This is a genomic window from Desulfocapsa sulfexigens DSM 10523 (assembly GCF_000341395.1).
Taxonomy (GTDB): Bacteria; Desulfobacterota; Desulfobulbia; order Desulfobulbales; family Desulfocapsaceae; genus Desulfocapsa; species Desulfocapsa sulfexigens.
The window spans coordinates 2,545,570-2,571,454 of record NC_020304.1; the positions used below are offsets into that span (position 1 = coordinate 2,545,570).

At 46.3% G+C, this 25,885-nt stretch carries 26 protein-coding genes; 20 read left to right on the forward strand and 6 right to left on the reverse strand.

Features of this window, described 5'->3' with window-relative positions; genetic code table 11:
- Positions 1 to 118: 118 nt before the first annotated feature.
- From sat to UWK_RS11355, 3 genes are all read left to right on the forward strand, one after another.
- A complete protein-coding gene (gene sat, locus UWK_RS11345; protein WP_015404512.1) occupies positions 119 to 1,393 on the forward strand; it encodes a sulfate adenylyltransferase in 1,275 nt (424 codons plus the stop codon).
- A 104-nt stretch (positions 1,394 to 1,497) separates the two neighbouring features.
- A complete protein-coding gene (aroB, locus tag UWK_RS11350) occupies positions 1,498 to 2,592 on the forward strand; it encodes a 3-dehydroquinate synthase (protein WP_015404513.1) in 1,095 nt (364 codons plus the stop codon).
- An 87-nt stretch (positions 2,593 to 2,679) separates the two neighbouring features.
- On the forward strand, positions 2,680 to 3,174 hold the full coding sequence (locus UWK_RS11355) for an FmdB family zinc ribbon protein (RefSeq protein ID WP_015404514.1): 495 nt from the start codon (positions 2,680 to 2,682) through the stop codon (positions 3,172 to 3,174).
- Between the two features lie 10 nt (positions 3,175 to 3,184).
- On the opposite strand, the gene UWK_RS11360 is transcribed toward UWK_RS11355, so the two are convergent.
- Positions 3,185 to 4,519 (reverse strand): sigma-54-dependent transcriptional regulator, encoded by a 1,335-nt coding sequence (locus UWK_RS11360; RefSeq protein ID WP_015404515.1) that lies wholly within the window; start codon positions 4,517 to 4,519, stop codon positions 3,185 to 3,187.
- A 6-nt stretch (positions 4,520 to 4,525) separates the two neighbouring features.
- A complete protein-coding gene (locus UWK_RS11365; protein ID WP_015404516.1) occupies positions 4,526 to 6,127 on the reverse strand; it encodes an ATP-binding protein in 1,602 nt (533 codons plus the stop codon).
- Positions 6,128 to 6,506: 379 nt separating this feature from the next.
- Here UWK_RS11365 and UWK_RS11370 point away from each other — a divergent pair, with 379 nt between their 5' ends.
- The 11 genes from UWK_RS11370 (at position 6,507) to UWK_RS11420 (ending at position 16,670) form a co-directional block, all read left to right on the forward strand.
- Complete coding sequence (locus UWK_RS11370) at positions 6,507 to 7,061, forward strand: cytochrome c3 family protein (RefSeq protein WP_015404517.1); 555 nt, start codon at positions 6,507 to 6,509, stop codon at positions 7,059 to 7,061.
- Entirely contained in the window at positions 7,061 to 7,864 is an 804-nt protein-coding gene (locus tag UWK_RS11375; protein WP_015404518.1) for a 4Fe-4S dicluster domain-containing protein, read from the forward strand. Before UWK_RS11370 ends, UWK_RS11375 begins: the two co-directional genes overlap by 1 nt.
- Positions 7,864 to 9,057 (forward strand): NrfD/PsrC family molybdoenzyme membrane anchor subunit, encoded by a 1,194-nt coding sequence (gene nrfD, locus UWK_RS11380; RefSeq protein ID WP_015404519.1) that lies wholly within the window; start codon positions 7,864 to 7,866, stop codon positions 9,055 to 9,057. Before UWK_RS11375 ends, nrfD begins: the two co-directional genes overlap by 1 nt.
- A 137-nt stretch (positions 9,058 to 9,194) precedes the next feature.
- The gene (locus UWK_RS11385; protein WP_015404520.1) at positions 9,195 to 10,781 is read left to right on the forward strand and encodes a multiheme c-type cytochrome; all 1,587 of its coding nucleotides are present in this window, start codon (positions 9,195 to 9,197) and stop codon (positions 10,779 to 10,781) included.
- 184 nt (positions 10,782 to 10,965) lie between these two features.
- Positions 10,966 to 11,640 carry a hypothetical protein gene (locus tag UWK_RS11390; protein WP_015404521.1) on the forward strand — a complete coding sequence of 225 codons (675 nt, stop codon included), beginning with the start codon at positions 10,966 to 10,968 and terminating at the stop codon, positions 11,638 to 11,640.
- Between the two features lie 23 nt (positions 11,641 to 11,663).
- Complete coding sequence (locus UWK_RS11395; protein WP_015404522.1) at positions 11,664 to 11,963, forward strand: hypothetical protein; 300 nt, start codon at positions 11,664 to 11,666, stop codon at positions 11,961 to 11,963.
- A gap of 118 nt (positions 11,964 to 12,081) precedes the next feature.
- A complete protein-coding gene (locus UWK_RS11400; RefSeq protein WP_015404523.1) occupies positions 12,082 to 12,462 on the forward strand; it encodes a cytochrome c3 family protein in 381 nt (126 codons plus the stop codon).
- A 9-nt stretch (positions 12,463 to 12,471) separates the two neighbouring features.
- Entirely contained in the window at positions 12,472 to 14,859 is a 2,388-nt protein-coding gene (locus tag UWK_RS11405; RefSeq protein ID WP_015404524.1) for a molybdopterin oxidoreductase family protein, read from the forward strand.
- 80 nt (positions 14,860 to 14,939) lie between these two features.
- Positions 14,940 to 15,254 carry a chaperone NapD gene (locus UWK_RS11410; protein WP_015404525.1) on the forward strand — a complete coding sequence of 105 codons (315 nt, stop codon included), beginning with the start codon at positions 14,940 to 14,942 and terminating at the stop codon, positions 15,252 to 15,254.
- On the forward strand, positions 15,241 to 15,837 hold the full coding sequence (locus UWK_RS11415; protein WP_015404526.1) for a 4Fe-4S dicluster domain-containing protein: 597 nt from the start codon (positions 15,241 to 15,243) through the stop codon (positions 15,835 to 15,837). Before UWK_RS11410 ends, UWK_RS11415 begins: the two co-directional genes overlap by 14 nt.
- Positions 15,831 to 16,670, forward strand: a complete 840-nt coding sequence (locus UWK_RS11420; RefSeq protein WP_015404527.1) for a 4Fe-4S binding protein — start codon at positions 15,831 to 15,833, stop codon at positions 16,668 to 16,670. Before UWK_RS11415 ends, UWK_RS11420 begins: the two co-directional genes overlap by 7 nt.
- 18 nt (positions 16,671 to 16,688) lie before the next feature.
- Here UWK_RS11420 and UWK_RS11425 read toward each other — a convergent pair whose 3' ends face one another.
- On the reverse strand, positions 16,689 to 17,036 hold the full coding sequence (locus UWK_RS11425) for a hypothetical protein (protein ID WP_015404528.1): 348 nt from the start codon (positions 17,034 to 17,036) through the stop codon (positions 16,689 to 16,691).
- Between the two features lie 103 nt (positions 17,037 to 17,139).
- On the opposite strand from UWK_RS11425, the gene UWK_RS11430 reads away from it, so the two are divergent.
- The 5 genes from UWK_RS11430 (at position 17,140) to UWK_RS11450 (ending at position 21,925) form a co-directional block, all read left to right on the forward strand.
- Entirely contained in the window at positions 17,140 to 18,270 is a 1,131-nt protein-coding gene (locus UWK_RS11430) for an SPFH domain-containing protein (protein WP_015404529.1), read from the forward strand.
- 152 nt (positions 18,271 to 18,422) lie between these two features.
- Complete coding sequence (locus tag UWK_RS11435) at positions 18,423 to 19,670, forward strand: hypothetical protein (protein ID WP_015404530.1); 1,248 nt, start codon at positions 18,423 to 18,425, stop codon at positions 19,668 to 19,670.
- A gap of 10 nt (positions 19,671 to 19,680) precedes the next feature.
- Positions 19,681 to 20,187, forward strand: a complete 507-nt coding sequence (locus UWK_RS11440) for a nucleoside deaminase (RefSeq protein ID WP_015404531.1) — start codon at positions 19,681 to 19,683, stop codon at positions 20,185 to 20,187.
- 53 nt (positions 20,188 to 20,240) lie between these two features.
- On the forward strand, positions 20,241 to 21,257 hold the full coding sequence (locus UWK_RS11445) for a radical SAM protein (RefSeq protein ID WP_015404532.1): 1,017 nt from the start codon (positions 20,241 to 20,243) through the stop codon (positions 21,255 to 21,257).
- A gap of 14 nt (positions 21,258 to 21,271) precedes the next feature.
- A complete protein-coding gene (locus UWK_RS11450; protein WP_015404533.1) occupies positions 21,272 to 21,925 on the forward strand; it encodes a class I SAM-dependent methyltransferase in 654 nt (217 codons plus the stop codon).
- Between the two features lies 1 nt (position 21,926).
- Here UWK_RS11450 and tatC read toward each other — a convergent pair whose 3' ends face one another.
- The 3 genes from tatC to UWK_RS11465 all read right to left on the reverse strand — a co-directional run bounded on the left by tatC (position 21,927) and on the right by UWK_RS11465 (position 24,290).
- Positions 21,927 to 22,667 carry a twin-arginine translocase subunit TatC gene (gene tatC / locus UWK_RS11455; protein ID WP_015404534.1) on the reverse strand — a complete coding sequence of 247 codons (741 nt, stop codon included), beginning with the start codon at positions 22,665 to 22,667 and terminating at the stop codon, positions 21,927 to 21,929.
- Complete coding sequence (locus UWK_RS18585; RefSeq protein ID WP_015404535.1) at positions 22,667 to 23,122, reverse strand: twin-arginine translocase TatA/TatE family subunit; 456 nt, start codon at positions 23,120 to 23,122, stop codon at positions 22,667 to 22,669. Before UWK_RS18585 ends, tatC begins: the two co-directional genes overlap by 1 nt.
- Positions 23,123 to 23,264: 142 nt before the next feature.
- On the reverse strand, positions 23,265 to 24,290 hold the full coding sequence (locus UWK_RS11465) for a 4Fe-4S binding protein (protein ID WP_015404536.1): 1,026 nt from the start codon (positions 24,288 to 24,290) through the stop codon (positions 23,265 to 23,267).
- A gap of 289 nt (positions 24,291 to 24,579) precedes the next feature.
- On the opposite strand from UWK_RS11465, the gene UWK_RS11470 reads away from it, so the two are divergent.
- The gene (locus UWK_RS11470) at positions 24,580 to 25,881 is read left to right on the forward strand and encodes an adenylosuccinate synthase (RefSeq protein ID WP_015404537.1); all 1,302 of its coding nucleotides are present in this window, start codon (positions 24,580 to 24,582) and stop codon (positions 25,879 to 25,881) included.
- Positions 25,882 to 25,885 lie beyond the last annotated feature (4 nt).

The following is a 25,885-nucleotide window of genomic DNA, read 5'->3' on the forward strand; positions in this document are numbered from 1 at the left end:
CTTTTCTCCTCACAGATTTATATATGTATACGTTTAACTGAATGCTTGTTCATTTCATTGCTGTTCCAAAAAAAATTGGTTCGGTACATTTTTGAAAATTAACTTAGAGGGAATCATTATGGCTTCAAAATTGGTTGCACCACATGGTGGAAAAGGTCTTGTTTGTGCTCTTCTTGAGGGCAAAGAGCGTGATGCTGAGCTTGCAAAAGCAAAAGGTCTGAAGCAGATTGAAATTTCTGATCGCGCTAAAGGCGATCTGATTATGATGGGAATTGGAGGTTTTTCTCCTCTTTCTGGTTTCATGACCAAGGCTGACTGGAAAGGCGTTTGTGAGAATTTCACCATGGCTGACGGAACCTTCTGGCCTGTACCCATTACCCTTGATGTAAATAAAGCCGATGGCGTTAATGTTGGTGATGAGATTGCCCTTGTCAGAAAAGGTGAAGTTTTTGCTACCATGCATGTAACCGAAGCTTTTGAAATGACCGAAGCTGATAAAAAATGGGAATGTGAGAAAGTTTTCATGGGTGAAGGCGAAGAGTCTGTAGATGGAAACTTCTGGAAAATCGCTCCAGATGATCACCCAGGCGTTATCATGGTAATGGCTCAAAAAGAAGTGAACATTGCCGGTCCTGTTAAAGTACTTTCTCAGGGTGAGTATCCTAAAGAGTACCCAGGAGTATATCTTACCCCTGCCGAAACCCGCAAAATGTTCGACGAGCGCGGATGGGCCAATGTTGCTGCTCTTCAGCTTCGTAACCCAATGCATCGTTCTCATGAGTACCTTGCAAAAATCGCAGTTGAAGTATGTGATGGTGTTCTCATTCACTCCCTCATCGGTAACCTCAAGCCAGGCGACATTCCAGCACCTGTTCGTGTAAAAGCTATCGATATCCTCATTGAAAACTACTTTGTAAAAGAGAACGTTATCAACTCTGGTTATCCTCTTGATATGCGTTATGCCGGTCCTCGTGAAGGTCTCCTTCATGCTACCTTCCGTCAGAACTACGGCGTTAACAACATGCTGATCGGTCGTGACCACGCTGGTGTTGGTGACTTCTATGGTCTGTTCGAAGCTCAGGAAATCTTTGAGCGTATTCCTCACACCGGTGATGATGCAAAAGATCTCCTTTGCAAGCCAATGAAAATTGACTGGACCTTCTACTGTTCCGAGTGTGATGGTATGGCTTCTCTTCGTACCTGTCCTCATGACAAATCTTCCCGCGTTATCCTTTCCGGTACCAAACTTCGTAAGGCCCTCTCCGATGGCGCTGAGATCGTAGACCATTTTGGTCGTAACGAAGTTCTGGATCACCTGAAAGTGTACTATGCAAGCCTGACCGAGAAAGTCGAGGTCAAAATGCAGGGTGCCGCTTCTGGCGAATCCATGTAATTTGTCCTACAGACTTGTATAAGTCTTCCGAGGGAGATACTGCTTTTGAGCGGTGTCTCCCTTTTTTTTATTACGAATAATCCCTGTCCTTTCTTTTTTCTCTTATGTCTAAATATAACTTAACCGTAGGCCTTGATGATCGCAGTTATCCTATTTTTATTGAGGATGGAATACTGGAAACCGTAGGTGCGGATATTGCCAAAAGAAACATCGCCGATCGTTTTGTGGTTATCTCCGATGATTATGTTGCCAGCCTGTATGGTGCTACTCTTATGGCATCATTGAAGAATGCAGGTGTAGCTGCAGAACTGATCAGCTTTCCAAGGGGTGAGGCTTCAAAAAATCTTCAGGTATTTGCCGATCTTTCCTCGAAGCTTGCTCAGATGGGAATGGATCGAAAATCAGGACTCATTGCACTTGGTGGTGGGGTAACCGGCGATCTTACCGGATTCCTGGCTGCAAGCTATATGCGCGGTATACCTTTTGTTCAGATTCCAACCACGTTACTGTCCCAGGTGGACAGCTCAGTTGGCGGCAAAACAGGAGTTGATATTCCCGAGGGTAAAAATCTGGTGGGGGCGTTTTATCAACCCAAAGCGGTTTACATAGACAGTGCCGTCCTTACCACACTTCCCCTGGAGGAACTGCTTGGTGGAATAGCGGAGGTCATAAAGTATGGTGTCATTCGTGACCTGGAATTTTACTGCTTTCTGGAGAGAAACCTGGATGCAATTCTTGGCTTGCAGCCTGCGATTATTCAGGAGATGATACATACCTGTTGCAGGATTAAAGCAGAGGTTGTGGCACAGGACGAACGGGAATCAGATCTGCGACGTATTCTGAACTTTGGTCATACCATAGGGCACGCTGTTGAGGCGGCTTCGAACTTTACCTTGATTCATGGTCATGCTGTTGCCATCGGCATGGTAGCTGCACTTCGTATTGCTGTATCATCAGGACTCTGCAAACGAAAGGAAGCCGGGCGCGTTGCAACACTGATTCATGCTTTTGGCCTGCCCACAGAAATTCCTGAAGGAATGGATGCTGAACTGATTAAATCCTATATGAAGAGCGATAAGAAAAGTATAGGTGGATCTGTCTTTTATGTTTTGCCGATAACCATCGGTGATGTGATTATTACCAATGAAGTGACAGAAGAACAGGTTGATGCTGTCTTGGTTGTGAGGGGTGAGGGGTAGAAATCCACCTATTGCTTTTAACGCCTAACGCCTTACTCCTCACTCCCAACTCCTAACTCCTCACTCCTACCCCCTGACACCCAGAACATGCCTATCTACGAATTCTATTGTGACAACTGTAATGTAGTCTTTAACTTCCTTTCCAATCGGATCAACACCACCTCTAAACCCGCTTGCCCACGTTGTGGGAAATTAGAAATCAGTCGTCAGATGTCCACCTTTGCTACCATTGGCAGGGCAGTAGAAGCAAGTGACGATATGATGGCAGGTATGGATGAGAAGAGGATGGAGGAGGCCTTCGGTTCTCTGATGCAGGAGGCGGAAGGGATGAATGAGGAAGATCCGCGGCAGATGGCCTCCCTGATGAGAAAGTTCACGGAGCAAACCGGAATGAGTTTAGGTGACACCATGGAAGAGGCAATCTCCAGAATGGAAAAGGGGGAAGATCCGGACCTGATTGAGAAGGAGATGGAAGGTCAACTTGATGGTGACGATCTGTTTTCATTTGATGGTATGAAAAAGAAAGCCCTCTCCGGGGTAAAGCCTGCCCCTGATCATGATGAGAAATTATACACACTGTAAGCAATCTGTCCTAATCAATGTCATAGTTTTTTAATTTTTCCCACAGATTTTTCCTGCTGATTCCAAGAAGTTCTGATGTCTTGGTTTTGTTCCCCCCACAATGATTCAGCGCTTTGCGCAAACACACCTTTTCAGCAATGGCCATATTTTCAGCGAGGTTGAATCCCGTTTCTTTGCAACTTTCTATCGCGCAGAGTTCCGTTGGTAAATCTTCAGGATAGATTACCGGGCCACTGCAAAGAACCGAAGCCCGTTCCATGAGGTTGTGCAGTTCTCTGGCATTACCCGGAAATGAATAGGTTTCCAGGCAGCTCAATGCTTCCTGAGATATGGAAAAAGGAGTGTTGTACGGAGAATTGAACTCTTTAAGGAAATGATTGCAGAGTTCCGGGATGTCTTCCCTGTGTTCCCGAAGTGGTGGCATGACGATGGGAATTACCTTGAGCCTGAACAGGAGATCCTGACGAAACCGTCCTTCATCCACTTCTTTTTGCAGATCCTTGGAGGTGCAGGCGAGAACTCGCACATTGACATTGATGGTGGAGCTTCCTCCCACACGTTCAAATGCACCTTCCTGTAAGACCCGTAATAATTTCGCCTGGAGTGGGCCGGGGAGATCTCCAAGTTCATCAAGCAATAATGTTCCATTGTCAGCAAGTTCGAATTTCCCCTTCCGTTTTCTGTCCGCCCCGGTAAAAGCGCCACGCTCATGGCCAAACATCTCAGATTCCATAAGCCCCTCGGGAATAGCTGCACAGTTAATGGAAACAAATGGCTTGTCTCTGCGCAGGCTGGCCTTGTGGATTGCCCGTGCCGCAAGTTCTTTTCCTGTTCCAGATTCCCCGGTAATAAGTATGGTGGTATTTGTTGGGGCCGCCTGGCTGATAATGGAGTATACCTGCTGCATTGCAGGTGCCTTGCCGACAAGGCCACGATCGACGATACGACAGTTCTCCTCAAGTGTAGCAACCTGATTTTTAACCCGCTGGAAATCCAGGAGCCGGTTGCAGCGGATAATAAGATCATCCATATCGAAGGGTTTGAGTATATAATCCGAGGCACCTTGGCGAAGACAGTCAAGCGCATCATTCACAGATCCGTAAGCTGTCATAATAATGATGTCAGTTTCAGGTGAGAGCGTCTTGATTTTCTCGAGTAATTGTATCCCGTCCATACCAGGCATCCGAATATCTGAGATAACCAGATGGTAATCATTTTTCTCAAGCATTTTTACGCCATCAAGGCCATTTTCAACCTGATCAACATCCCAGTCAAATTGCTTTAATCTGTCGTAGACAGAAATACGCATTATTTCATCATCTTCAGCAAGAAGTATTCGTACCATTTTTGATTATATCTCCATCGTATTTTGGGGGTATTCAGGGATGGTGACTGTAAAGGTGGTTCCAGTTCCTTCTTCACTTGTAACGGCTACCGTTCCTTTCATTTTACCAACGAGAGTATAGGTGACGGACAGGCCAAGGCCTGTTCCTACCCCGACATCTTTAGTTGTGAAAAAAGGATCAAAGATGTGAGTCAGAATATCTTCAGCAATCCCTGTGCCTGTGTCCGTAAATGTGAATCGAAGCTGCTGCTCTATCATTTCGGAGCGTATGTGCAATGAGCCGCCGTCAGGCATTGCCTGGATAGCATTGAGACCAAGGTTTACAAAAATCTGTTTCAAGGCCTCTGCGTCGACATAGCATTCCTGCTCAATACTGTTTTCCTGGTGAATAACAATGCCTTTTAATTTGTAAGAAAGGAGTTCGAGGCATTCACCCAGCAGAGTCGCCACGTTTATTTTACGTAATTGTAACGGCTCCTGCCTGCCAAAATTGAGGAGTTGACGCATGGTGTGCTCTATTTGTTTCAGTCCTTTGTGGAGAAGGGGGAGGTACCGTTCATGCATTTCAAAATCTTCTGGATTTTCCCGCATGGATTTGACCAGATTAAGCATTCCCCCAAGTGGATTATTGACTTCGTGGGCAATACCTGCTGAGAGGATCCCCATGGAGGCCATTTTCTCGTTGAACAGAGTCTGTTGCCTGGTAGTTTCGATCTCTTTCTGGTAGCGGACAATACGCTGACAGAGTTCTGAAAAATGATCACTGAGGTGGCCAATCTCATCGTTACCGAATGGTAGCATCAGCTGGTCTGGTTCTGTTTCCGGAAAGGATTTTATGGCGGTGGAGAGTCTGTCAAGTCTGCTGACAACGAGGGTGTTGAACATAATTAACAGGGTTATGGAAACCAGGACAAAGCTGATAAATCCAATGATAAAAAGAGACCTGTTATTTGCCTGTATTTTCTCATCGGCCCAGGCGATAGGGATGGTGATTGACAGGGCTCCTCGTATGTCGCCCTGGCTGTAACCATGGCGGGCATGGCATCCCAGACATGAGTCTTTGGTCTCAAGAGGGGCCATATAGCGTACAACACGGCCCTGGGGAGTGTCCCTGATTGCGATAGACTCTAAAAAACCATGATCGAAGTTTATCATACAGAGTTTTTCAAATTCATCTGGACCGTTTTCGGGATTAACAGGATGCAGACTGGTAACGCGGAAACTGCCAAGACCTTTATCCTGCGAATATTCGGAGAGTTCCCTGGTGACCATTGCCGGATTTCGCATCACATATTCATTCCCCTCCTGATCCCTGATGCTTGGCAGATCAAGGTATGGATTCTTGTTCACGGTATCCTTTCTGATAACGAAGAGTCCATTATGTTCAGAAACCCATTGCCTGGTAATAAGAATCTGATTGTAGAGCATACGCGCCTGCTGTTGAGCCTGTAAAATAATCAGTTCATTATCAACCAGGGAAGTTCTGTAGAGAAAAACCATATAGGAGACAGAAATTATGGTGCCAATGGCCACTATGAACTTACCGCGCAGGGAAAACTTAGATTCCATCCACAGGTAAAGGGTTCTGAAACTGATAATTGATTTCATATGATTCTCTACAGGGAGTTGGGGAAAGTATGTGTTGTGTGAAATGTTGCGCTACCGAAAGGTAACATCTTTTGTCGAAACTGTCGAATATCTTCAGTAATTAACTATTTAGTTTAGTTCTTTCCTTTTTATTGTTTGTTACTAAACGGTATCATGGGATTGGTGGTGTGTTACCTTGAAGTAGCACTTCAGGGAAGCATGTGTAGTAATCTTTTGAAATTACAGAGATAATATTTTAGGTACACTTTTTGCTAGTTGTTTTTAATTATGATGGCTTTGACTTTATATGAATTGAAGTGATAGGCTTTAGAGGAGTCTGCATTTATATCGTTTCAAGGGGGAGAAAGTCAAAAGATGAATAACCTAAGGGGAGGTCTAGGTGGAGAAGAAGTATAAATCAAGTGACTATGCGCATGTCCTGAGATTAGCGGTGATTCTTGTTGGTGCCGTGGCTCTTGGACTGTTAGTAAGGGGAATGTTTCTTCCCGATACCATGGGCCAGTATGGTCATTATCGGGGAAGTGATCTGGTGGACCAGCGTAACGTTGAAATAAGAAGCCACACCAACGAGTCGTGCTACGAGTGCCATCGTCCAATCAGACTCATTCATAAAGCCGGTGTTCATAAAACAGTGTCTTGCGAGTTCTGCCACGGCCCCTATGCGGATCATGTAAAAGACGACAAATATGTTGCAAAGATGCCGGTTACAAGAGGCATGGAGATAAAAACACTCTGTCTTCGCTGCCATAATAAGATTATCCGGGCTCGTCCTGAGGAATCCATCAAGGTTGTTGCCATGCCGCAGCATCTTGAAGAGAAGAAGGTGAACGTGGAGCATAACTGTAATCAGTGTCATATGGTTCATGATCCATTGCTCTGGATAAAGGCTGCCTACGAAATGATGGGTATGGAGATGAAGGAGGAGAAGAAGTAATGATTGATATACAAAAAGAAATACAGAAAGACCGTCGTGCCTTCATCAAGAACGTCCTCAGTGGTACCATTGCCGGGTCACTGCTTATGGTCATTCCTGCCGGAGCTGCACTTGACCAGCGTTTACCGGAACAAATTTCAGGCATAAGGGGAGATGATTCACCTTTCACTGAGAAGAAATTTGCCTTTGTAGTGGATGTTACAGCCTGTATCGGTTGTGGATCCTGCTGTGTTGCAGACAAAAATGAGTATAATGTTCCCGACGGCAACTACCGTACCTGGGTTGAAAGGTACATTATTGACGACCACGATGAGGTCTTTGTTGACTCACCCAATGGTGGCCTTGATGGCTACACCGAAGAAAGAACGGATATTCCTTATCCGGTTCGGGACACCTTTTTTGTCCCCAAACTCTGCAATATGTGTGAGAAACCCTCCTGTGTTCAGGTATGTCCTGTGGGGGCGACATACAAGACCGAAGACGGTTTTATACTTGTTGACAAGAATCGCTGCGTCGGTTGCGGCTACTGTATTCAGGCCTGTCCCTATTCGGTGCGTTTTCTGAATCCCATAAGCAAAACCGCTGAAAAATGTACCTGGTGCTATTCGCGGGTGCGTCAGGGGTTGTTACCGGCCTGTGTCAATGTCTGTCCTGTGCATGCGCGTAAATTCGGTGATCTGAATGATAAAACGTCCGAAGTGTATAAGCTTTTACGTGAACCCCACGTGATTTCCGTACTTAAGCCGGGTATGGGGAACCAGCCAGCGCTTCATTACCTTGGATTGAGAAGGGAGGTGGTCTAATGAGCGTAGCAGCCCATGGCGAGACTGTCGCCGCAATTTCAAATTTTATTTTTCCCAATGATCTTCATGTTCACTGGAGCCTGATGATCGTCCTGTATCCTTATATTACAGGGCTTGTAGCCGGTGCCTTTATCGTCTCCTCCCTGTATCATGTCTTTCATATAAAGGCATTAAAACCAGTGGCCAGGTTTTCACTCCTTTTTGCACTCGCTTTTCTTATCTGTGCAACCTGGCCTCTGCTCAACCATCTTGGACATCCGGAACGCGCGCTGTCGATGATGCTTACTCCAAATCCAACATCTGCAATGGCAGGTTTTGGTTACATCTACTCAGCCTATTTTATTGTCCTCCTGCTTGAGATTATCTTTATTTTCAGGCCTGTTGTGGTGGGTTTGAGAGAGAAGGCCACAGGCTTTATGAGGGTGCTGTACGGAATCCTTGCCATTGGAAGTGACAATGTATCTGAGAAGGCGTTGAAAATTGACCATAAGATTATCGCGTTTCTAGCTGCCATCGGTATCCCCATGGCCTGTGTCCTCCATGGCTATGTTGGATTTATCTTTGGCGGTATTAAGGCCAATCCTCTGTGGGCAACACCACTTATGCCCCTTATCTTTCTGCTATCTGCATGTGTATCCGGTATTGCCGGGATTATTCTTACTTATATCCTGCTGATGAAGATTTCCGGGAGAGCTATAGATATGGATTGTGTCCAGACACTTATCAAGTTTCTCTGGGGATTCTTTATTCTTGATTTTGTTTTTGAGATGCTTGAGTTGTTTTCGCATTTCTATATGGCAACACATCACTGGCATACCCTTGAAACACTGTATTCAGGACCACTGTTTAACACTTTCTGGGTTTTTCAGGTTGGAATCTTCTCTGTGATCCCCTTCTTCCTGCTGATGTTTATGAGTCTGATCCGCTTTAAGGATGGATTACTGCTCTTCTTTGCACCCATCGTTTCCATCATGATCCTTTTGCAGGTACTGCTTATGCGCTGGAACGTTGTTGTCGGTGGACAGTTGATGTCTAAAAGTGAACGCGGTGCCACTACGTTTCATCCAATGTGGCTCGAGAAAGAGGGTATTCTGCCAGCGATAATTATCATGATAGCTCCCGTTGTCATCCTCTGGATAATCGGCAAAGTTCTGCCATTCTGGGTGGATGATGAGGGCGTTGAAGCGGTTTAGAAGAAACCCTGGTTACCCTTCAGCCATCTTCTTTTTGAGGGGGCTGGAGGGGTATAAAGTTGTTTTACAAGACACGTTTTTGTGAGAGCCGGCACTAACCGGTAAATTATAAATTTTCCTATGGGAGGAAAGAAAACATGCAATATTGGAAGACATATCTTTCGATGGCAGCGCTTGGATTAATGATTGCTAGCCCTTCATTTGCAACGACTAAAGCATCCACGAATACTCAGGACGAAGCGATTAAAGAGGCAAACATCAAGTGTATCAACTGCCATCAGAAAGAAAACTACTCACTGGTTATGCAGTGGAAAAACTCTCCCCATGCAGCGGCCCAGGATGGCTCAGTTGCCTGTTTCAACTGCCATGCTGCTGATGAAGGTGATGAGTTGGGCTATATGCATGAAGGGGCATTAATAAAGACCATTATAACCCCCAAGGACTGCGGGTATTGTCATGCCGATGAAGTGAAACAGCAGGCACCTTCTCATCACGCTTCTGCCGGTCAGATTATGGCCTCCCTGGATAACGTCGTAGGCGAGGTTATCTGTTCCATGGAAGACAAGGCCGATGCGGTAAATGGCTGTTGGCAGTGCCATGGTTCTGTTATTAAAATCCAGAAAGGTGCTGATGGTAAACCACTTTTGAATCAGCACAAAGCTGTTATGCTCGATCCCATGACCTATCCCAACTCTGGTATTGGGCGTCTCCATCCGGATGGAACCAAAGGTGCCTGTAATGCCTGTCATGGTAAGCACTCATTTAAGGCTTCCACAGCTCGTCAGCCTGAGAACTGCGGAAAATGCCATCTTGGCCCTGATCACCCACAGGCTGAGATTTATCTCGAGTCCAAGCATGGTATTGCCTATTTTACCGCCACCCGTGATAGGGGGATGAATGGTATGAATATTCATAAATCCGGTAAATGGGTACTTGGTAAGGACTATTACACAGCTCCTACCTGCTCCACTTGTCACATGGGCTCCTATATGAAGTCAGATGGTTCTGTTGCACCGAACACCCATAATGTTGGTGACCGTATTTCCTGGACTCTTCGTCCCAAGGTATCTGTTAAACTGAACCGTGTTGAATTTGAAGACGGTACTCAGAAAGATATCCCTGGTGATATTGCCCCTCAGCCTGGACAGCTTATCAAGTACAAGGAATTCAAATTTGTAGACGATAAGTGGAAGGAAGTACCCGTGGAAAAAGAAGCCACCAAGGTTGTTGCCTGGAGTGAGCGTCGCGACAATATGAAAGCTGTTTGTAAGCAGTGTCATGGTGAGCAGAAGGTGGATAACTTCTACACCCAGTTTGACGCTCTCGTTGTAACCTACAATGAGAAGTTTGCAAAACCTGCTGGTAAATTGTACGGAATGGCAATGGAAGATGGTCTGATCCACGGATCAACCTTTCATACCGAGCTTGGATGGCATTGGTGGGAACTCTGGCATCATGAAGGGCGTCGTGCCCGTCACGGTGCTGCCATGCAGGGACCGGATTATACCCATTGGCACGGAATGTATGATGTTGCTCATAACTTCTATTTCAAATTCATTCCAGAACTTATGCATCTTGCCGAGTCCAAAGGAATGGGTGAAAAATACAAGAAAATTGTTGGCGAACTTCTCGCTAAACCCGAGCACCAGTGGTACCAGAAAGGCTTTGGTGAAGATGTAATGAAAGACATCAAAGCTCAGGAAAAAGCACGTTACAAGCAGTAACAGGTTGTTCTCCTGCTAGTATTACGCTCCGGAATCTTTCTGGTTCCGGGGCGTTTTATTCGTCTGTTTTTGTATTCATCCAATGTGTTTTTTGCAATGATTACAGTTTTGGCTTGCTGATTACTTCAGTGAATCATCAAGCCTGAACCGTAAATATTTACCACATTTATTAAAGGAAAACTAAATGAACTTCTCAACAACAATGCAAACCAAGACTCTTTTTCTCACACTGTCCCTGTTTTTTTATACCTGTGGAATTGGAGTCAGTCAGACAGTTGACTATTCGGCTCTGTCTAAAACTGAATTGCAAAACAGGATTGCAGGTCTTGAACTTGGCCTCGGATCTTATGTTATTGGCAAAAAAATGACCCCAGAACAGCTGGAAATTTCTAAAAAAAATAATGATTACAAGGCCTATCCAGGAACAGTAAAATTCAAAGATGGAGATATCTTTGTTATTGCTGATGCGCAGTCAGATGTCGTGATAGCGGTTTACAAACGAAATAAAAAAGCTAACAAAAACGATTTTAAAGTAACGATCAGCGAGCTTATGATGCTCTATGGAGAGCCAACTGCTGAGGCCCATGGAAAAACTATTTATTGGAATTATGGTGAAGACGGATTGATATCCGAGGAGCTTTACAGGACGGTTAAATCGCAGGGGATGCTTAATACCCTCGTTGTCCTGGCGACTGTAAAATTCACCTCCTCAGAAAATATTGAAACGATAACCGACATGATTGAGATGATGAACAAGAAAAATCAGCAGTCAGAAAAAGTACAAAAAAGTGATATCACCAGCGATAATTATATCATGATTCAGTCGGATCTGCTTACCCAAAAATATATGGATAAATGAACTCCCTTTTGCAAGGAAACACTATGATACAAAGACTCCTATTAGTGATAAGTCTCGTCCTGTCCAGTTCTGGGGCAATAGCTGCGGATCTGCCAGATAGTTCTGATTTGCCCAGAATGCCCGATGCATACCGCAATAATGACTACAAGGATCTCAGTAAGAGAAATCCCTATGGGATGTCAGTTTACGATATTGCAGAGCGAAAGGCCGAAGAGGATATCTTCGGATCTGAAGTTATTTCCCTTGAAGAGTCCAGAAGAATACTGGAGGAACGAAAGGCGAAGAACAAAGAACAGGCAGGTGTTGTACAGGAAAAGGAATAATCAACGTGCTGTCGTCAGTATCGATGCATAGATGAATATTGTTTGATTTTGAGGAGAAGAAGGAGGGTCGCAGGAAGAGGGATTTGAATCTCATTTTTTCAACAAGGGGAGGTTTTAGATGAAAAAACTTTTTGGTTTTAACCTGTTGTTAGCTGTTTTTTTTCTTTCATGGGTCTGTGCTGGCGCAGGTGACAGCGGTAGTGTTGGAGTTTCGGCCACGTCAGCTCATCCTGAAATAACGGAGCAGGAAAAGCTTCTGCCATGCTTTGAATGTCACAAGGAAGCCACACCCGAAATCTACAATGAATGGTTTGATTCATTGCATGGTATCGGTATGGTCAAGTGCTATCAATGTCATGGAACTTATGAAAATATGAAGATAGAGCCCGAGGCTTCTGACTGTATGGTTTGTCATGTTGACCAGATAAAAAAATGTCCTCAAGACAAGAAGTGCTGGTCTTGTCATACTGCCCATACTTTTAAACGCAATGCGAAATAGGAGGAAGCCATGACACAGTCAAGACGTGAATTTCTGAAACGAACTGCAGCACTGAGTGCGGCGGCCTATGTTGGAGTGACCCTGCCTTTTGACGAAAAAGGACTGGTATATGCAGCCAGTGAAACTGTCTGGCACCGCGGATCATGCAGACTTTGTGGTGTGGGATGCAGGGTTGAACTGGGGGTAAAGAATGGAACCCCCGTTGCCCTTCGTGGAGTACCCGAGTCACGAACTAATTTTGGTTATGTATGTATGAAGGGGATGCACTTTTGGAAGGTGATGAACCATGCCGACCGACTGACAACTCCTCTCTATCGAGCCAGTAAAAAAGACAAATTCAAACCTATATCCTGGGATGAGGCACTTGATATCGCCGCAGATAAATTTGCTACTGCGGTCAAGGAACATGGAAACGATTCCGTGGCCTACTACGGATCAGGCCAGGCCCTTACCGAAGAAACGTATTTCTTCCAGAAAATGTTTCGCGGAGGGCTGCAGACGAATAATGTTGAAGGTAACCCAAGGCTCTGTATGGCCAGTGCCGTTGGTGGTTATCTGACCTCCTTTGGTGCTGATGAGCCGATAGGTGGCTATGCCGATATTGAAAAAGCGGATTGTATCTTTATTATTGGATCCAATATGGCTGAGGCGCATCCCGTTGTTTTCCGGCGGGTGATGAGAAGAAAACTGGATAACCCGGACGTTACTGTCATTAACGCTGATCCCCGTATTTCCCTTACTTCCCGTATTGCCGATATCCATCTGCAGTTCCATCCGGGAACCGATCTTGCCCTGTTAAATGCCATGGCCCATGTCATTGTTAAAGAGAAGCTGTACGATGAAGCTTTTCTCAAGGACTACGTAGCGATTAAAAAGGGGAAGGCCGTTTCCATCGACTTTGCGGAATATGAGCAGTTTCTGGAGAAGTATACTCCTGAATACGCTGCAAAGATCATGGGAGGGAAGGTGACTCCCGATCAGATTCGTGAGGTTGCACGAAGGTTTGCCACTTCCAAGGGGACATTAAGTTTCTGGACCATGGGGCTGAATCAGCGAAAACAGGGGGTTTGGGCAAACAATCTGGTACACAATCTCCATATTCTTACAGGTCAGCTCTTAAAAGAGGGAGCAGACAGCCTTTCACTTACCGGCCAGCCAAATGCCTGCGGTGGTGTTCGAGAAGGTGGCGGACTCTGTCATATCCTGCCAGGACACCGTCTGGTGGCAAAAGAAAAACTGCGCAACCAGGTAGAAGAGGCCTGGGGTATTCCCAAGGGGCGCATACCACCCAAACCCGGTTATCACACCATGGCCATGTTCACCGCGGTGAATGAGAAAAAAATAAAGGCAATGTGGGTACATTGTACCAGTCCGGTACAGAGTCTGCCAAACTGTAACCTCTATAACGAGGGAATGGCTAAAGATGATTGTTTTATGGTTTGTACCGATATCTTTCCCACTCTGACCACGGAGCTTGCAGCAAACCTCATTCTGCCCACTGCGTTTCATTTTGAGAAAACCGGAGTATATGGCTGCACTGAGCGACGATCTCAGATCACACGCAAGGCCATAGATCCACCAAAAGGTGCCAAGCCTGAGGTCTGGATTATCAGGGAGTGGGGCAGGAAGCTCGCCGAGAAACTGAACGACCCGGTCATTGCCCAGTGTATAAAACCCTTTGAGGGGCTTGAAGAAGGTTATGAACTTCCCAAAGCTATCTGGGATGAGTATTCACAGAAGCTTACCAAGGGGCGTGATAATGATCTGCGTGGTGCAAGCTATGAGGTGTTGGAGCAGATGTACGATGGAGTGCAGTGGCCAGCCCCGACAGAGGCGTTTGCCCTCACTGGCGGTACTGTGAAGAAATTTGTCCGTGGCATGGACCCCATGGCTGACAGCCATGGTAAGGATGATAAGCCGTATCAGTTTTATGGCCCGGCCCACCCGGATCAGAAACTCTGGTTGTGGCAGCGTCCACAGGCCGATCCTGAAGAGATTCCAGACGCGGAATATCCTTTCTATCTCTCCACGGGGCGCATTATTGACCACTGGCACACCATGAGTATGACCGGGAGAGTCAAAGAGTTGCTGCGTGCCAACCCCTATTCCTATATTGAGGTTAATCCTGCAGATGCCAAACGCATGGGAATCAAACCGGGAGATATGGTGGAGATTACCTCCAGGCGTGGAACCAATATCATGCCGGCCAAGGTGTATGAAGGCCCCATTGAGGGAATGGTCTTTGCTTACTGGCATGATCAGCATCCGGATCGGATGATTAATAAGGTCACTAAAGATGCCTATGATCCCGGATCCAAGGAGCCTGAATTTAAGATCTGTGCCTGCAGGATCAAGAGAGTTTCCGGTCCTAAGGCCCTGAAACCCTATATTGTCTGATCAATACCTTATCCTTAACACAAGGCTGTCTCCCTGAAACCTTCAGGGAGACAGCTTGTATCCAGTTCGAGAGGAATTCTATGGTAATTGGTGGTTTTGTCGTGCAAACGCTGCCCGGAGAACGCAATGTGATTGTGGAAAAACTGACATCTCTGCAGGGGGTTGAGGTGTATGGTGCTGATAAGAAAGGAAATATTGTAACCGTGGTTGAGGCCGACTCCTCTGATGCTCTGGGGGAGGTGGTCAAGTTGATGGAAAAGCTGGACGATGTTCTTAATGTGGGGATGACCTACATGAACATGGAAGACGAAGCTGAACAGATTGCCAGTGGTGAAAGTACTCCCGGAGTGTTTACAGGGAGGAAACAAAAACAGGCCTCCTTTGAAGCGTCGTGAATTTATAAAAATAGCTACCGGCGCTTTTTCTGCGACGGTTCTCCTCCCTGCAGCTGCCAGAGCCTGGAGTCTGGTGAAATCCCCGGTTGGGACTAACAGGCTGCGTCCTCCTGGAGCGGTTCCGGAAGAAATATTTGCCGGTAAGTGTATCCGCTGCGGGCGTTGTGTGGAGGTTTGTCCTTACCGTTCAATCGCCCTCCTTGACATTCGATCCGGTATTTATGCCGGAACACCAATTATTGCAGCGGAAAAGATCCCCTGTTACCTCTGTATGAAGTGCGTGGAGGTCTGTCCCACCGGTACCCTTCTGAAAGTCCGGCAGGATGAGACCCGTATGGGAATGGCTGTTGTGAATAAGCATACCTGTTACAGCTGGCAGAGCCTCACCATATGCAGAACCTGTTTTGATGTCTGCCCATATAAAGAAAAGGCCATCAGCCTGGATCAGTTACGTCCTGTTGTGCTGGAGGATTTCTGCGTGGGATGCGGAATTTGTACACATGCCTGTCCGGTGACAGCAGAAGATGGAGAAAAGGCAATTACCATTGAACCCATCTATGCCCGGGAGCGTGTGCAATGGTAGAAAAAAAGAAGAACAGGATCCATGTAATACGTTTTCTGGTTCTAACCGGGGCGTTTCTTCTTATCCTGGTCAATCCATTTCTCAACTATTACCTGCAAATAAATTTTATCCAGGGATGGTATCAGTCCTTTGGAATCGGGAACCTCTGGTTTGTGTCACCTCTGGAAGGCCTGGAAAGTCTCCTGGTTACAAAACATCTTTTCCTTCCCACCCTCATCGGTATGCTGCTTCCAGTATGTCTCGCTGCCTTACTCGGGTCGGTGTACTGCAGCTGGCTCTGTCCCATTAGTTTTTTTCATGAAATTCTCGATTTTCTGCGCAGGAAGGTGACCCGTAAAAAACGGCTCAGGGATAGAATGGTCCTTTCACGTCGTATTCTCTGGTACGCCCTGATAGCCGAAATTTTGCTGACTCTCATTCTTGCGGCTCCCATATTCGTTTTTATGTCGCCGCCAGGCCTTGTGGGGCGTGAGATAATGATCGCCGTTTTTTTTCACACTCTGGCCCTGGAGGGGATTATCATTCTTTTTGTTCTTATGATGAACCTGGTAACTAGGAGATTTTACTGTCGTTATCTCTGTCCTCTGGGGGCTACTCTAAATATCATTGGCAGCAGGAGGAAGCTGCGGGTTGTTCAGGATCTCCAGGCCTGCACAGCCTGTAGTCGGTGTGATCAGATCTGTCCTCTGGGGCTGACTCCATCCCTGGGTATGGCGGAGTCTATCTATTGCTGGAACTGCGGAGAGTGCACAACGGTCTGTCAACCAGGTGCTCTTATGTACCACTGGGGAGAAAAGGTCGTTCTTGAGCAGGTAAAGCCAGACTCTTTGTAAGACTGGGGACTTCTTTTTTCACTGTACCTTCATTGTATCTTCTTCATCAATAAAGTGGTGGAGTTTGTGTGCCTTTTCTTTTTCCTGTATCATTTTCCGTGCTTCATCTTCACTGATATCAAGATTTCTGGCCAGATCTTCCACACGGTAGCAGGGTTGTCCATCCGGGGCGTATCCTTTAGCCTGTAAATCCGGGAAACATTCATGGGTTGCTGTACCGGAGGAGGCGAGAAGTATTTCGCGTACATCATCAGGGCCGTAAAGAATAAGCCACTCAACTGCCTCTGCCCAGAGTCTGGCATCCACGGTCTGATGCTTTAGTACTTTCATTGCCGATGCAAGATCCCATTCGTCCTTTAGTTCCATACTTTCTCTTTCTCCATGATTTTTTCTTTTTTCTGCGACTTTGTTATACTATAATTCCATTATACAAAGATGCAACACACTCGGGTATGACAAAGGAGAGGATATGAACCAGTTTGACAGTGCAGTCTTTCTTGAGAATATTGAATGGTTTGATGAGACAGGTGAAGAGCTGGTCCATCGTCTTCCGGAAACCGGATCAGGGGAAATTAAGTGGGGTGCCCAACTTACAGTTCGTGAAAGTCAGGCCGCCGTTCTCTTTTATAAGGGAAAGGCCTGTGATGCTTTTGCTGCAGGGCGTCACACCCTGAAAACCGGAAACCTGCCAATTCTCACTAAAATTCTATCCATCCCATGGCGCGGTAACAGCCCCTTACGGGCTGAAGTGTATATGGTAAATTTGAAATATTTCACTAACCTGAAATGGGGAACCATGAGCCCCGTGGCATTCAAGGATAGTGAACTAGGGCTGATTCGGCTTCGGGCTCACGGTGTCTTTAATATTCAGATTGTCCAGCCGGTGCTGTTTATCAATTCACTGGTTGGAACCATGGGAAAACTGACCACCGATGATATTGCCGGTTATCTCAAGCAAGTGATAGTGTCACGTTTTAATGATTATCTTGGTGAGACACTTGATACCATCCTTGACCTCGCCGGACAGTTTGATGAGCTCTCCATTGAACTTCAAAAACGGCTGGTGGGTGATTTTTCTCACTTCGGGCTTCATCTGAGCCACCTCTATATTACCTCAATCACTCCACCGGAGGAAGTCCAGAAGGCAATCGATGACAAGAGCAGGCTCAATGTTATTGATGACATGGAGAAGTTTGTGAAAATGAAGGCAGCCATGGCCATGGAGAAGGCAGCTGAAAATCAGGGTGAGGCCGGGGCAGGTATGGGGCTTGGTATGGGGATGATGATGCCGGCGATGTTTGCTGCAGGATCCGTTTCCTCAACTGCAGCGCCGGAAGAGACAGTTCTTGGGAAGATTGTCTGTCCCGATTGTCAGAACAGAATTCCAGCTGATGCCCGGTTCTGTCCGCTTTGCGGGCATCAGCAACTTGTGTTCAGTCAGTGCGTTAACTGTGGGAAAAACATGGCACCCAATGCCAAATTCTGTTCTAAGTGTGGTCATTCGGCGAGTGAAAAGCCAAGGGCTGTTGTCTGTCCAAAGTGCCATGAGAAAAACATCCCGGGGGCGACCTACTGCAACCAATGCGGCCATCGACTGTAAATGGTTCCAGGCACCACATCTCTGCGTGATTTGTCCTTGCTGCAGAGGAAAAACTTTTGTGGCAAAAAACGATCAAGTGAACCTGCAGCACCTGAAACGATTTACTGCTCATTTTTTCTCAAACATCAAACCGCCTTTCGCGAATTTATATCATGGATCTGACAATCCATCAAAACTGCCCTTCCTGTGGTGCCCCTATAGAACTTCACGAAGCAGACCGGCTGATTCGTTGTCCTTATTGTGAGGTGAAAAACTTTATGGTAAGCCGGGGAGTGCTCCGCTTTGTTCTCCCTGACAGGGCGCCGGAGAATATTGAACGCAGTGAAATGTTTTATGCGCCCTATCTCCGCTTTAAAGGCAATATCTACTATTGCAAAGGAAAACATCAGAAATACAAGGTCGTTGATACTACTCAGCAGGGAATGAATGCCAGAGCCTTACCGCCTTCTCTTGGTCTGAGACCACAGGCAATGCCGGTTTCTTTGGTGACTGAAGAGATACAAGGTACTTTCCTCCGTCAGACTGTGAAGGCTAAAACACTCCTTGAACGGGCAGCACTGCTCACAGTGATTGATTCCGAAAAGATTAAAGCTCCCTTTTATCATCGGGCCTATATTGGCGAATCCTTGAGCTGTATTTATCTGCCTTTGTATATTAAGGATGAGATCCTCTATGATGCTGTGACCAATAAACCCCTGGCAAGTGGTGGATCTGCCGAAAATATGCGAAAGAGCGGGAGTGGCTATCATCCAACCTGGACACCGCATTTTCTCGCCACTCTTTGTCCACAATGTGGAGATGCACTCACGGGAGAGCATGACAGTTTGATTCTTTCCTGCCACAACTGTCATTCTTCCTGGGCCGAACAACAGGGGAAATTTCATTCCATTGATTGGAGTTGCGTTGTTTCAGCGGAGACTTCTATGTATTATCTTCCGTTCTGGAAAATACGGGTGCGCTCAACAGCCTTTGGACTCGAAACATTTGCTGATTTTTTGCGAATAACCAACCAGCCGCTGGTAATTCAGGAAAAACATACAGAGATGGATCTTGTATTCTGGGTACCATCGTTTAAACTCAGGCCTTCAACATTTTTACGGATGGGGAAGAATATTACACTCAGGCAGGCAAAGATTCCAGATGGTGAACCAAAAATGGTACAGAGGATGCATCCTGTTACCCTGCAGAGAAAAGAAGCTATCCAGTCCTTGAAGAGTATTCTGGCAGGTGCTGCTTTAAATAAAAAGAAACTCCTGCCGCTCCTTCCTGATTTGAGCTTTCAGCCAATGTCCACTGAATTGATATATCTGCCATTTTCTGATAAGGGACACGATTTTGTTCAGGAACAGACAGGGATCTCCCTGGCGAAATCGGTTCTCCACTTTGGCCGGAAACTGTGAGAATCTAAGCATGAATCACGAAAAGTATATGCAAATTGCCTTGGATCAGGCAACGGAAGCTCTGAGGCAGGGCGAATTTCCTGTGGGTGCAATTCTGGTCGAGGGGGGCAGAGTTGTTGCAAGTGGACGGAGGATACATAGTCGAGGATTTGCTGCTGCAGTGAACGAAATTGACCATGCGGAAATTGTTGCCCTGCGTACCTTTCTCTCTCAGGGGCAAATTGTCAAACCGGGTGAGTTAGTGGTTTATTCTACCATGGAACCGTGTCTTATGTGCTACTCCACCATGATACTCAATGGAATTCGACACATTGTCTACGCCTATGAAGATGTTATGGGGGGAGGCACTAATCTTCCACTCAAACAGTTGAATCCACTCTATGCTGAGATGGACGTTGTTATCACTCCGAATGTCCTTCGTGAGCAGAGTCTTGCACTGTTTCAGGAATTTTTTGCTAATCCCGAGAATACATACTGGAAGGATTCAATCCTTGCCAACTACACCCTGAACCAGTAACTTTGTTTATTAAACCTTCAGTCTTAATAGCTAATCCTTCTACATAAAAAATCATGACCTCAAAAGCTAATACCGTTGCCTTCCAAGCCGGCGAACGCAATATCTTTTTTCATATCCTTACCGCATGTAACCTTTCCTGTCGCCACTGTTATATAAATACCAGTCAGCACGGGACAACCACTCTACCAAAAGAAACCATGCTGAAGTGGCTTGAACTTTTTGCCGATCCGAACAAAAAGTCCAATGTGATCTTTCTGGGAGGTGAGCCTACCATGCACCCGGATCTTGCTGATGGTATAGCGAAAGCGAAAGAATTGGGAATGGCTGTAACGGTTGATTCCAATGGGTATCTTTTTAACAATCTGCTGGAGAAGACAAGCCCGGATCTCCTTGATTATTTGAGTTTTAGTCTTGATGGGCCCGATCCTTCGGTGAATGATCCTATTCGTGGTGAAGGTGTTTTTGAGGTATGTACTACCAATATGGGCAAAGCTGTGGCGGCTGGGTATAACGTTTCGGTGATTTACACGGTATCCAACCTGAACATTGAGCATCTGCATCGCATGATACCACTACTTCAGGATATTGGAGTAAAACGTTTTTTTATTCAGGTAATCGGCTTGCGCGGGAATTCAGCCAAAACAAGCGCAGGGGAACAGGGGTGGCAGGTAAGCCCTGAACAATGGCTTGATGTCGTTCCCCGTGTCGCAATCCAGGCGGCCGAGGCTGGAATTCACGTAACCTTCCCAAAGGTTTTTCTTGACCCGAATGAAAAATTTGAGTGTGCCGGTCTTGTGACCGAAAATTTCTTTATTTTTCCAAATGGCCGGGTGTATCGTTGCCCGCTCTGTGAAGATCACCCGATTCATGCTCTTGAAATTAAAAATGAAACTCTGGTTCCCAATCAGAATATGAGACTGACGGAGGATAACTTCTTCCAGTTAAATATAGAAGAGGGTTGCGTTATGAACAGGCTTCTGCAGCCGGATACCATATCCTACGATGCGCAGGGGAAACCACTACACAGAATTTCCTGCTGTCTCCTGAAACAGGAAATATTGCCTGTGTAGCAGGGGGGATGGATATGGAGAGGAATCCTGTAGTTTGCCCTCTGTGTCAAAGTACAGGGAGCAGTGAACTTTTTCACCGTGATACCGCTCGCAGCTATTATCGCTGTACACTCTGTCATCTTACCCACATTCCCCCGGTTCAACGACTTTCCTTAAGGGCAGAGCGGGAAGAGTATGACAAGCATCAGAATTCACCGGATGATGTCAGGTATCGTGCCTTTCTCGGCCGTTTGTTTAACCCTTTGCATAAACGGCTCCTCCCAGACAGTCGTGGTCTCGATTTTGGCTCGGGTCCAGGGCCGACCCTTTCGCTGATGTTTGAAGAAGCAGGCCATAGAGTTAGCCTTTATGATCCTTTTTACGCGCCGGATACCCAATCTCTTCGTATCCAATATGATTTCATCACTGCGAGTGAAGTGGTTGAACATCTCCACGACCCGGCTGCAGATCTTGCACTGCTTTGGTCTCTTCTTCTTCCCGGTGGCTGGCTGGGCATCATGACAAAACTTGCTCTCGATAAGGCCGCGTTTTCCACCTGGCATTATAAAAAAGATCCTACCCACGTCTGTTTTTTTGCAAGCGAGACCATGAGGTGGCTTGCCGGGAAATGGCAGACAGAGTTACTCTTTATCGGGGATGATGTTCTTCTTTTTAAAAAACCGGAATAACTCAGCTGGTTTCAGGTTTTTTCTTGCCAAAAAGGGCAGTGAGGAAAATTCCTGCCTCGTAGAGGAAGAAGAGTGGAATGGCAAGAAGGCCGGTGGCCATGAAATCTCCGGCGGTGAGAAGGAAGGCCATAAAGACGATTGCTGCGTAAAAGTAAAGTCGCTTGCTGCGGAAATATTGAGCTTTTACAAAGCCTGCTTTGCCGGCCATGACCATGAGGAATGGTATCTCAAAGGAGAGGCCAAAGGCGAGCACGGTACGGGCAACAAAGGTGAGATATTTTCCGAATTTTGGTAAGGGCTCCAGGCTTTCACTTGCATAACTCATGAAGTAAATCAGCATACGCGGCAAGACGCCAAATAGCGCAAATGCGGCACCTGCGCCAAAAAGAAGGGTCGCCCAGAAGACAACAGTAACGGCGAATTTTTTTTCACTGCTACGGAGTCCTGGGGCAATGAACATCCAGAGTTGAAAGAGGCTGAAGGGAAAGCTGAAGAGAATGCCAATAAGAAGTGAGAGCTTCAGGTAGGAGAGGAAGGCTTCGGGAAGATTGGTGTAAACCAAGTGATCCAGGTGTGGGCTGGCAGCAAAAAGAGGATCCATAAAGAAGCGGGCAATGTTCTCTGAGAAAAAATAGGCGACCCCTGAACAGAGAATGAGTGCCGCAAAGACCTTGATAAGGCGCTGCCGTAATTCTTCATGGTGGGGCCGAAACTGCTCGAGGCTTCTGACAATAAGGGACACTAGCTCTGCTGCTCCGTCGATTCTTTTTTTGCCAGGATCTCGTTGGTTTTGGAGTTATCCACTTCCTTTGCGGGCTCTTCCCGCACAGCTTCTTCCATAATCGATACACTATCTGCATCTTTTTCCACTTCTATATCGATAATTTCAGAAGATTCTTTTTCTCCAGTACTTCTGAGGTCGTAAATTTTATCACGATTTTTGCTGGACCAGTCGTCACTGCTGTCGCCAAGAACATCATCGGTGAGTGCCTTTGCTGCTTTCTGCAGTTCCGGTTTAATATCCTCAAGAGGATTTCCTTCTTCAGTCAAACTTTCTTTAAGTGTGTTGGCTGTTTTTTTAAGGTCGAGGATTCCCTTGGCCACGGAACGGGCAAGGTCCGGTAATTTGTCAGGACCGACCACGATTAATGCAAGAGCAAGTATGAGAATAAACTCAGGTAAACCAATACCAAACATGTGAAAGCCTCAAATTTTCAAGGGGGAGACTGGGCCGAACCTCCAGTTTTCAGAACTGTTCGACTGATGACTGGCAAATGTAAGGTATTTGTTGTGGGGTGTCAACTCCTACGCCGCTATTGGCAGAATGCATTAGGATGCCTCAGGGATGGCCAATTGTATCAATCAGCTGATAGTAGTGCTGAAAGACTTCGTTTGGAACATGGCTGTGCCAGTGACCGCTGATCAGGGCGATAATGTAACAGGTGAAGAATAGTCCCAAAAGAAGTCCCGGCAGGAGGAGCAGGTTGGTATCTTTTGTGCCGGGAACTGCAAGGGTCAGGCATTTCTGTGCAGGGCATACCTGGACACATTCAAGGCAGCCGATACATTCGGCATTGCGTACGGTTGTTTTTCGGGTGATACGAATGGAAGAGGGACAGGCATCTTCACATTTTTTACAATCAATACAGGTTTCAGGGGCGCGTTTGACCTGAAATGGGCTGATCAGGGCAAGGATACCGAGCAGGCCGCCATAGGGACAGAGATAGCGGCACCAAAAATTTCGCAGGACAAATGAAATAAGTAGTATTCCCAGCATGATAGATCCTGCCAGGGTGCTTGGGTGGAGGAAGAAGTGGAGCATTTTTGCATCTGATATCAGATTGTAGGAGGAACGATGAAAGTCAGTGAGATCCTCAAGTCCCATGTTCCAGAGGATAAGATAGCTAAAGAAGCCAAGGAGCAGATATTTCAGGCTGAGTAAGGGGATATCGATCCAGGCGGGAAGTGAAAGGAGTATCCCTGTTTTTTTACTGAACCGTTCTACCATATTAGAAAAAAAGCCAACGGGACATATCCAGCCACAGAATCCTTTGCGTAGAAACAGGCTTATCAGCAGGGCGGCAATAAAAATTGTGAGGCCTGCAGGATGGATGGTGTCAAATCCTGCGCCGAGAAATAATCGTTTCAGGCTGACCAGGGCGCCAAGAGGCAGGAAGGCCTCAACTGAAGGCGGCCTTGCCACGTACTGATGTGTAATGGGATCGAGAGCCCAGAGGTAAAAAGAGTAGAATTGCCAGCCAATAAAGAGGCAGAAAAGAGCGAAGAGCGATTGGCAGGAAAGTCGTAAAAGACTCAGACGAGAGTGAAAAAATTTTTTAGCACGCATTTCTCTGTTTTTGATCATACTGAAAACCCTGAAGCTGAAAGTGGAGATGATTGGAAAAATATAGGGCAATAGTAGCAAACTTCCGCAGAGAATAGCCTTGATTCAGGTCAAGAACCAAAGATATTGTGGTAAAATATGTTTTTTTGATCTGGTTCGCCTGGTCGGCCCGCAAAAGATTGACTTTCAAGGGTTGTCTGACTATATTGACGCGGTTGTCCGTTGACGAAATCCAGGTGCGTTTTGATGTTGTGTTGTTTTACTGATACAATGCGTAACGCAATAAATGTGAGTGAACAGGAGATAGGAAATGTCCAGTGTTGTGGTTGTCGGTACCCAGTGGGGTGATGAAGGGAAGGGGAAAATCGTTGACCTTCTGACCCGTTATGCAGATTGTATAGTCCGATTTCAGGGCGGAAATAATGCAGGCCATACTCTGGTGGTGGATGGCAAAAAATTTGTCTTCCATATCATTCCCTCCGGTATTCTTTATGAAAATAAACGGTGTATGATTGGGAATGGGGTTATTATTGATCCCGGTGTCCTGCTAGGTGAGATCAATGAGCTGAACGAGAAGGGTCTTCCTGTTACCCCGGAACGCATGATTATCAGCGAAAATGCCCACCTTATCATGCCCTACCATCAGAGCATGGATAATGCCAAGGAATCAGCTCTTGCCGATGGGAAAAAAATAGGTACAACCGGCCGTGGTATTGGCCCCTGTTATATGGATAAGGTTGGCCGTACCGGTATCAAAATGGGTGATCTGCTTGATGATTCTCTGTTTCGCGACAAGCTTCAGGCAAATGTGGAAGAAAATAATTTTATACTCACAACAAAGTACAATTCAACACCTGTATCTTTCGACACGATTTATTCCGAATTCCAGAAATTTGCTGAAAAGCTTATCCCCTATATTGGTAATGTCTCTGTTGAACTCGATGTTGCCCGTAAAGCCGGAAAAAACATCCTGTTTGAAGGTGCTCAGGGGACACAGCTCGACATCGATCATGGAACCTATCCCTTTGTGACATCGTCAAACACCATCGCCGGAAACGCCTGTAACGGCTCCGGTTTCGGCCCAGCCCACATTGATTCCGTTATTGGAATTTTGAAGGCCTATACCACTCGCGTTGGCGAGGGCCCTTTCCCCACGGAACTCTTTGATTCTGTGGGGAGAGAATTGCAGGCAAAGGGGGGAGAGGTTGGTGCTACAACCGGTCGAACACGCAGATGTGGTTGGCTTGATGGTGTTGTCGCCGCCGATGCGGCCCGCTTGAACGGCTTAACCGGTCTTGCCATTACCAAGCTCGATGTTCTGAGCGGGCAAGCGACGATTAAAATGGCAAATGCCTATGATCTTGATGGACAAAAGGTAACTGCCATGCCGTCAAATATTAATCAGGCAGCCAGAGTTACCCCTGTATACGAAGAGATGCCCGGCTGGGAGGAAGATATCACAGGTGTTCGTACTCTTGAAGATCTCCCTGTTAATGCAAAAGATTATATTAAACGCATAGAGGATTTTACAGGGATTGAACCGGTTATTGTTTCCGTCGGACCGGATCGGGATGAGACTATGCTGCTCAAAAATCCCTTTGAAACAAAGTAACAGG